The following is a 7,545-nucleotide window of genomic DNA, read 5'->3' as shown; positions in this document are numbered from 1 at the left end:
AGCTCACGTGCAAACAAAGCCGACACGCCGACGCTCACATGACGTCGAAGACGCCTGGAGGTGGGGTGAGGATAAGAATTCCTCTTCGACCAGCTCGTCGAAATCGGAAGGGCGCAACGTGAAGCGACAAACCGCCTGAACGCCTTCCGCAGCGGTAGCACACTGTGACGGCGCGGGAAGAGACAGAGCCGGGCCGTGAGCGGCGTCGAGCTGCCCTCGCTTCTGTCCGGTTGGCCGCCGCAGACGTCGCACATCGAGATACGGACGAAGTTGAAAACCTCGCTGCCGGGCATGAGATAGATGAAGCCCTGGCCGCCGGCAACACACTGAACGAAGTTGCGCGGTCCATCTGTTACACCGAGGCAGTCGCCTCAGACCTTCTAAGCAAGTTCCAAGAGTTCCGCGACAGTCTCGCGGCGCGCAGCCAAATTCCCCTGTTCTGAGCAACTTTCCACGCACACCTCGCATTGCCGCTATGACTCGAAGAGGCCGAAGCCATGAATTTCATCCGCATCGACACCGACCGAGGGACCCTCTACGGGCCATCCTTCGCCGAGACGCTGACACACTTCTTCGGACAGAACCAGCACGTCGAGTGGGAATTCCACCAGCTCACCGCCGGATACTCTGATGGGCGGTGCACCGTGTCGACCGCGATCCGAGTGCATCACCGCGGACAGTGGATCGTCGCTGCTCGATCCTTCGGCTCCCGCACCGTCGACGCGATCCCCGACTGCGTAGTTCGCGTCGAATCGAATTTCGCCGCCGCACCGTTCGACGCACCTGCGTTACCTCGCTGGGTGTACGAGTGGGCGTATGACCTGCTGGTCTAATTCACGGTATAGGTCGACTGGTACAGATCGAAAGCGAAGAACTTCTCGAGTTCGTAGATGCAGAAATGCCGGAGTGCGACCAATAGTTTTCAGCGCGCGACGATCCCAAGAGGGTCACCCCGCAGAAGCGACTTCCCATTGTGAATGAGTCAGCGAACATCGCACCGAACGACGACCGGGTTTGTGTCGAAAGTTCGCACGCGGCTTCACGGTCTCTTGGTACGGGGTGGTCGTGTCGCTGGTCCTCGTCTCGTGGTGCGCTTCCGATCCACTGCATCGATGTCTTCGTTGATGGTTCGGCGAAGTTTCCTGAGGGTCAGTGCCGACAGCGGCAGGCTTGCTGCGAGTGCGATGAGAAGAACCAACACGAAGGGGATGTCGAGACTGGTCAGCGCGTCGACGGCCAAAAGCACTCCTGCGGCCACGCACACGAGGAGCAGGCGCACGACGTTGTAAGCCAGCACATGTAGGGCAAGCCGTCCTCGAGCAGTTGAGGGTGTGCGGATCAGTGGCATCTGCTGTCCTGTCGTGCGTCGTGGCTCATCGTGCTTTCCATTCAGGCCGGTAAGAGTGTCTGGCGTCATCGTCCGGTGCGGGACCGGGTTTCGGTGCCGATCTGTTTGAGGAAGTCGTTGTAAGCGTTCAGTTCGCTGTATCCGTCCTCTTCGGCTTGGCGATCCGCGACGGCCGATTCCTCTTTTTCGTCCCGGTTCCATTGAATGCAGAAGATGAGCACGACCAGTAGGGCGACCGGTTCGCCGTAGGACCACGCCAACGCTCCGGCGAGCTTCTGATCGGATACCGGATCGATGCCCCATTCCGGGGGTGGGAAGGCGAAGGTCGCCAGCATTGGGGTGCTCGACATCATCAAGATGACACCGAAGAACACGTGCAGCGGCATCTCGACGAACAGGTCGAACAACCGGCCCAGATTGCTCTGCCGAACGGGGAGGGGGCCGACGGCGAGCACAGGGATGATGAACAGCAGCCCGCTGGCGAAGAAGAAGATCTCCATCGATACGTGCCCGATGACTGTGATGGCGAGAACATCGAAGATCGACGACAGATACAGCCCGTAATAGCTGAAAAGGAACAACGGGATCGTCAGCCCGGGATGGAGAGCGATGCGTCCGGCGCGGCTACGCAACCCCGTCAGCGCCGCGATCAGTACCCACCTACCGGCTCCGTGATGCGCGGTGGCTCGCAGGAGAAGTCGTCCGGGCGAACCCACCACCAACAACGGTGGGATGGTCATCGACAACGTCAGATGCTGGAACATGAAGACGCTGAACAGGCTGTAGCCGTAGCGTTCGATCTGCAGTCCGGTCACCAGGACCAGCGCCGCGCAACCGAGCAGAAAACTCGCACTCCGCCACCGCGACCATGCGATACCTCGACCGCGGACCCGGTAGAGCCCCCAGCAGTACAGCCCGGCCATGACGACACCGGCGATCGGCAGGATCGGTAGGGGAGGAAGATCCCAGCTCAACAACGCTGCCAGCGTCGGCGGCCCTTCCGGGGGAGCAACGGCAGCGATGATCATCGGCACCCTGTCATTGCTTGTTCTTGCCTCGGATCACCAGGGTCAGGGCGATGGCACCGAGACCGAGCACAGCCAGGCCCACGATCGAGAGCAGCATCATGGTGTTCTGTTTCGGTGGCCGGTCTTCGCTGGCGGACGGATTGTTGGGATCGTAGGGCTGCGTTGCCGTGGTAGCAGGAGTCGGCGAGGTCGAGGTCGCACCGCTCTGCGACTGCTGTGCAGCGGCGTCCTGAGGGGTGGCGGTCGCCGCAACGTCGACGGAGAAACCGTACGATCCGGTGATCGGGTGCCCGTCCGCGGAGGTGACCCGGTAGCCGACGGTGTACTCCCCGTTGGGGAGTCCGTCCTCGAGCAGGACCGATACGTCGGGGCCCTCGACCGTGGCCGTTCCCTGTGCCCACTGAGTGTCGCCAGGACCCACGACGCTGATGGTCGCGAACGATTCGTTGATGTCCTGGTTGAACACCAGACCGACACCGATCGGCGCGAAGTCGAGTGTGGCATCGGCGGGCGGGTCGGAGCTGACCAGTTCGCTGTGCGCCGACGCCGGCGCCGCAGCGAACAATGCTGTCCCGCAGATCATCACGGCAATCAGCATCAGACGTTTCACGTGGGGTACTCCTCTGTATCGAGCCCGACCCAACAACTACGGGTCATAGTAGTAGGGAGGGCGGTTTAGCGGTGGGTCACTTCTGCGGCGATGGTTATTTCACCGGGTCCGGAGGATCGGATCGTTCATGGCCGGCGATGGCTTCGGTGATCACTTCCGAGGGCGCGATCGAATCCGAGTGCGGGCCACCGACGTGCTGCTCGGCGCGGATGCGTTCGACCATGTGCGGATAGTGAAGCTCGAACGCCGGCCGCTCGGAGCGGATTCGGGGCATCTCGGTGAAGTTGTGCCGCGGCGGTGGGCAACTGGTCGCCCACTCGAGGGAGTTACCGAACCCCCACGGGTCGTCGACAGTGACCACTTCGCCGTAGCGGTAGCTCTTGAAGACGTTCCAGATGAACGGCAGCGTCGAGGCTCCGAGAACGAACGATCCCACGGTCGAGACCTGGTTGAGGGTGGTGAACCCGTCGGACGGAAGATAGTCGGCGTACCGGCGCGGCATTCCTTGCGCTCCGAGCCAGTGCTGGACGAGGAAGGTGGCGTGGAATCCGAGGAACGTCATCCAGAAGTGCCACTTGCCCAGTCGTTCGTCGAGCATGCGGCCGGTCATCTTCGGAAACCAGAAGTAGATCCCCGCATAGGTCGCGAAGACGACCGTTCCGAACACGACGTAGTGGAAGTGCGCGACGACGAAGTAGGTGTCGGTGACGTTGAAATCGATGGGCGGGCTCGCCAGGAGCACTCCGGACAGCCCGCCGAAGACGAACGTGACGAGGAATCCGATGGAGAAGAGCATGGGGGATTCGAGGGTGACCTGGCCGCGCCACATGGTGCCGATCCAGTTGAAGATCTTCACCCCGGTCGGCACAGCGATGAGGAAGGTCATGAACGAGAAGAACGGCAGCAGCACGGCGCCGGTGGCATACATGTGGTGCGCCCACACCGCGATGGACAGGGCTGCGATGCCGACGGTGGCGTAGATCAGACCTTTGTACCCGAAGATGGGTTTGCGGGAGAAGACCGGGAAGATCTCCGAGACGATTCCGAAGAACGGTAGCGCGATGATGTAGACCTCGGGGTGACCGAAGAACCAGAACAGGTGCTGCCAGAGCAACGCCCCGCCGTTGGCGGGATCGAAGATGTGGGTGCCGAGTTTCCGGTCGGCGAGCAGGCCCATCAGCGCTGCGGTCAGCAGTGGGAACGCCAGCAAGATCAGGATCGAGGTCACCAGGATGTTCCAGGTGAAGATCGGCATGCGGAACATCGTCATTCCCGGTGCGCGCAGGCACACCACGGTGGTGACCATGTTGACCCCGCCCAGGATGGTGCCCAGGCCTGCGATGAGCAGGCCCACGATCCACAGGTCGGATCCGATACCGGGGGAGTAGACGGCGCTGCTCAACGGGGTGTATGCGGTCCAGCCGAAGTCGGCGGCACCGCCGGGGCTGATGAACCCGGCGGTGGTGACCAGTGCGCCGAACAGATAGAGCCAGTAGGAGAAGGCATTGAGCCGGGGGAAGGCGACATCGGGTGCGCCGATCTGCAGCGGCAGGATGTAGTTGCCGAAGCCGAAGACGATCGGGGTGGCGTAGAGCAGCAGCATGATCGTGCCGTGCATGGTGAAGAGCTGGTTGTACTGCTCGTTGGAGAGGAACTGCATTCCCGGAACGGCAAGTTCGGAGCGCATGATCAAGGCCATGAGGCCGCCGACGAGGAAGAATCCGAACGAGGTCACCAGGTACATCAGTCCGATGACCTTCGGATCGGTGGTGGTGACCATCGTGTGCAGGAACGACCCCTTGCGGGCCCCGCGGGGTGGATAGGGGCGAACCGCCGGCGCAGCCGGAGGAGATGTCAGCGCCGTCATGGAACCACCTTCGAATCGCACGCGAATTACAGGACGCGTCCGACAGCCTAACTCAAATACTATGCTGCATAGTATTTGGGTGGGTCAGGTCAGTACGGCCGCACACGCTGCGGCGGAGATCGCACTGAGGGTGAGGATTGCCATGGCGGCCGGCACCACGAGCGGCAGTACGGCGGCGGCAGCGTATGCGCCGGGCACTGTCCGGGTCGGCATCTGCGCGCTCGTATCGAGGTGGCGGAGTCGTTCGGTGGTCGATTCGCCGATCAGGCCCAGTGCCCACAGTGGACGTGCAGAATGCGCCTGCGAGACCGTCGACAGTGCCGAACGTACAGTGTCGGCGCTGGTGACCGCGGCCGCGGACCGGTCCGCGGCGACCTCGACCAGAACCCGCACCGCTGCAGGTGCTGCGGCGAACAGGGGAACGCGAGGGAACGCCGCTGCCAGGATCTCGCAGATGTTGACGATGCGGTGGTGGCGCCCGCGCAGGTGGGCTCGTTCGTGTGCGATCACAGCTCGCTGTTGATCGGGATCGAGATGGGCGAGCAGGCCTTCGGTGGCCACGACGTAGCCGGGGCGACCGTCGATGCTGTAGGCCAGCGGGAGCGGGTGGTCGAGCCACATGATCGGTTCTGGTCCGGGGTCCGTGCGAGCGACGACGGCGATGACATCGCGGTGATAGTCGCGGACTTTGGACCGGGCTCGAAGTTGACGGCGAGTCGAGCGCAGGACGCGCGCCGACGCCGACGCCGCGAGGACGACCGATGCTCCGGCGACCGCTTCGCCGATCCACGGCTGGGCCGCGTGTTGCAGTGAGCCCAGACAGCGGACGGCGAGTTCGACCATGCCCTCGGCGGGCGCATGGCCGGGCCAGAGCAACACGGTCACCGCGGATCCCACGAGAAACAGCACCCCGGCGATGCTGCCGATCCATGCGGTCAAGGCGAGAGTGGGGCTCACGGTGCGGGTGAGAGAGGTCAGCGGCCGCGGCAGGGCGACGGCCGCGATGATCGCCGCGAGGAGCAACACCAGCGCGACGATCACCGGTTCACGTCCGGCAGGTTCCCCCGCAGAGCGTCGAGCTCGTCGTCGGTGACGGTTTTCGCGAAATGCATCAGGACGGCGGCCGAGTCGGTGCTGGTGTCGAGGATTTCGCGCAGAGCTTGCGAGGTGGCCTCCGCGCGCGACTGCACCGGGGAGTACAGGTACGCGCGTGACTGCTTGGTCCGCTCGACCCACCCCTTCTCGTGGAGATGGGTCACGACGGTCAGGATCGTGGTGTAGGCGGGGTTTCTGTCGGCCATGAGTTCACGCAGGTCGTGGACCGACTGCGGTCGATCGCATTCCCAGAGCACGTTCATCACCTCCGCTTCGAGATCACCGAGCCTTTTCATCGCCAGTTCTTCTTTCCTTGTCGTGTCAGCTGATATCGACTCCGCGTGCCGACAGCCACGCCGTCGGGTCGGACTTGGCACCGTCGGGTTGCCACACTTCGTAATGCAGGTGGGGTCCGGTGGATTGGCCTCGGTTGCCTACCGTAGCAATGAGCTCGCCGGCTTTCACACGTTGACCGGCGGTGACGAGCGCCTGGTCTATGTGCCCGTACACCCCGATCGTGCCGTCGTCCTGACGAATTCGCACCCACAGGCCGAACCCTTGCGCCGGCCCTGATTCGATGACCTCGCCGTCGGTCACCGATACGATCGGCGTCCCGATCGTGTTGGCGATGTCGAGTCCGTAATGCGTTGTCCCCCAACGTGGCCCAGAACCGGAGGTCAATGTGCCAGACACCGGCACCACCGAGAGCGGGCGGCGCGCCTCGGCATCGCGTGCAGCGCGCTCCGCCGCCCGAACTCCCCCCTCGGCGAGTTGCTCGGTCATGCGCTGCGCGAGTCGGCCGACATCGAGATCGGGCAACTGCAACACCTGCGGGGGTGAGGCAACGACCGGGCTCGGCGGCAGGACGCCGGCGGGAGGTCGATCGATACTCGCGGCGCTGAGCGCCACACTGTCCTGCGACCCGGTGTTCGGAGCCGTCGCTGCCGCGGAAAGAAAGGCACCGACCGCGACCGACGCAGCGATGGCGCGGCCACCCGGCTTCGGCACCCGGCGGCGATGAAGTCCGCGGCGAGCACTTCGCGACACGGGCTGGACTACGCCGCGGTCGACCTCGCCGTGTGTCGTCTCGTCCGGACCGGCCACGTGCGCCGCCCACATCGACGCGGTAGTGTCCGCGGCCGCGGTGTCCCAGGCGTCGCTGACCGCGTGAACGGTTCCATCCGGTGCGGGCGTCAGCGCCGAGGGCGTGTGCTCGTCCTCCGGCAGAGTGTCGGAGTACCCGGCATCGGCGGGCGACTCGGTCACAAAACGTGAGGGTGCGAACTCGGCCCGTCGATGACGGGGGCGATCGGTGAGCGCCGTCGGCCTGGTGCCGACGGGCATCGAGATCACGCCGCCGCGCGCCGGCGCTGCGCAGTCGTCGTCGATCGGATCGGGTGTGCGGTGTCGGGCCAAGATCACAATCCTTGGTGGCTACGAGGCCGAGGCCTCGCTCGAGATAACGAAATGGTGACGGTCAGGCCACAGGTTACTACTATCGAGCATAGTTTTTCCATCCCACTCGACCCGGATTCGCCCATACCGCTGGTCACGGTCCTCGGAGGACATCCCGCGGGCTACGGCGTCCCTGACCGAG

Annotated in this window: 9 protein-coding genes; 2 read left to right on the top strand and 7 right to left on the bottom strand. The window is 64.0% G+C overall.

Annotation, left to right across the window (positions count from 1 at the left end; all coding sequences use genetic code 11):
• Nucleotides 1-497 precede the first annotated feature (497 nt).
• Nucleotides 498-833, top strand: coding sequence for a hypothetical protein (locus R3P93_RS24095; RefSeq protein ID WP_094650933.1), 336 nt, complete (start codon nt 498-500; stop codon nt 831-833).
• 206 nt (nt 834-1,039) lie between these two features.
• Here R3P93_RS24095 and R3P93_RS24090 read toward each other — a convergent pair whose 3' ends face one another.
• The 7 genes from R3P93_RS24090 to R3P93_RS24060 form a co-directional block, all read right to left on the bottom strand.
• On the bottom strand, nt 1,040-1,297 hold the full coding sequence (locus R3P93_RS24090) for a DUF4229 domain-containing protein (RefSeq protein WP_052057734.1): 258 nt from the start codon (nt 1,295-1,297) through the stop codon (nt 1,040-1,042).
• A 116-nt stretch (nt 1,298-1,413) separates the two neighbouring features.
• Nucleotides 1,414-2,376: a cytochrome c oxidase assembly protein gene (locus R3P93_RS24085; protein ID WP_094650931.1), complete on the bottom strand. Its 963-nt coding sequence runs from the start codon at nt 2,374-2,376 to the stop codon at nt 1,414-1,416.
• Between the two features lie 10 nt (nt 2,377-2,386).
• Nucleotides 2,387-2,986: a copper resistance CopC family protein gene (locus R3P93_RS24080; RefSeq protein WP_037107040.1), complete on the bottom strand. Its 600-nt coding sequence runs from the start codon at nt 2,984-2,986 to the stop codon at nt 2,387-2,389.
• Nucleotides 2,987-3,080: 94 nt separating this feature from the next.
• On the bottom strand, nt 3,081-4,853 hold the full coding sequence (gene ctaD, locus R3P93_RS24075; protein ID WP_094650930.1) for an aa3-type cytochrome oxidase subunit I: 1,773 nt from the start codon (nt 4,851-4,853) through the stop codon (nt 3,081-3,083).
• A gap of 84 nt (nt 4,854-4,937) precedes the next feature.
• Nucleotides 4,938-5,894 (bottom strand): M56 family metallopeptidase, encoded by a 957-nt coding sequence (locus R3P93_RS24070; RefSeq protein ID WP_094650929.1) that lies wholly within the window; start codon nt 5,892-5,894, stop codon nt 4,938-4,940.
• The gene (locus R3P93_RS24065; protein ID WP_032382574.1) at nt 5,891-6,244 is read right to left on the bottom strand and encodes a BlaI/MecI/CopY family transcriptional regulator; all 354 of its coding nucleotides are present in this window, start codon (nt 6,242-6,244) and stop codon (nt 5,891-5,893) included. Before R3P93_RS24065 ends, R3P93_RS24070 begins: the two co-directional genes overlap by 4 nt.
• Nucleotides 6,245-6,269: 25 nt before the next feature.
• Complete coding sequence (locus R3P93_RS24060; RefSeq protein WP_094651186.1) at nt 6,270-7,067, bottom strand: M23 family metallopeptidase; 798 nt, start codon at nt 7,065-7,067, stop codon at nt 6,270-6,272.
• Between the two features lie 193 nt (nt 7,068-7,260).
• Between R3P93_RS24060 and R3P93_RS24055 the strand changes: the two genes are divergently transcribed.
• A complete protein-coding gene (locus R3P93_RS24055) occupies nt 7,261-7,422 on the top strand; it encodes a hypothetical protein (RefSeq protein ID WP_155288468.1) in 162 nt (53 codons plus the stop codon).
• The last annotated feature ends 123 nt before the right edge of the window (nt 7,423-7,545 follow it).

This window comes from Rhodococcus cerastii, from assembly GCF_033042195.1.
In the GTDB taxonomy this organism is placed as follows: Bacteria; Actinomycetota; Actinomycetes; order Mycobacteriales; family Mycobacteriaceae; genus Rhodococcoides.
The sequence above is the reverse complement of the archived record's forward strand: the minus strand, read 5'-3'. Positions and strand labels throughout refer to the sequence as shown.

What these genes read in the sequence shown, in the direction of transcription:
- ctaD (WP_094650930.1), bottom strand. Translation starts at nt 4,853, where the DNA reads ATGACGGCGCTGACATCTCCTCCGGCTGCGCCGGCGGTTCGCCCCTAT.
- R3P93_RS24095 (WP_094650933.1), top strand. Translation starts at nt 498, where the DNA reads ATGAATTTCATCCGCATCGACACCGACCGAGGGACCCTCTACGGGCCA.
- R3P93_RS24065 (WP_032382574.1), bottom strand. Translation starts at nt 6,244, where the DNA reads ATGAAAAGGCTCGGTGATCTCGAAGCGGAGGTGATGAACGTGCTCTGG.
- R3P93_RS24060 (WP_094651186.1), bottom strand. Translation starts at nt 7,067, where the DNA reads ATGTGGGCGGCGCACGTGGCCGGTCCGGACGAGACGACACACGGCGAG.
- R3P93_RS24085 (WP_094650931.1), bottom strand. Translation starts at nt 2,376, where the DNA reads ATGATCATCGCTGCCGTTGCTCCCCCGGAAGGGCCGCCGACGCTGGCA.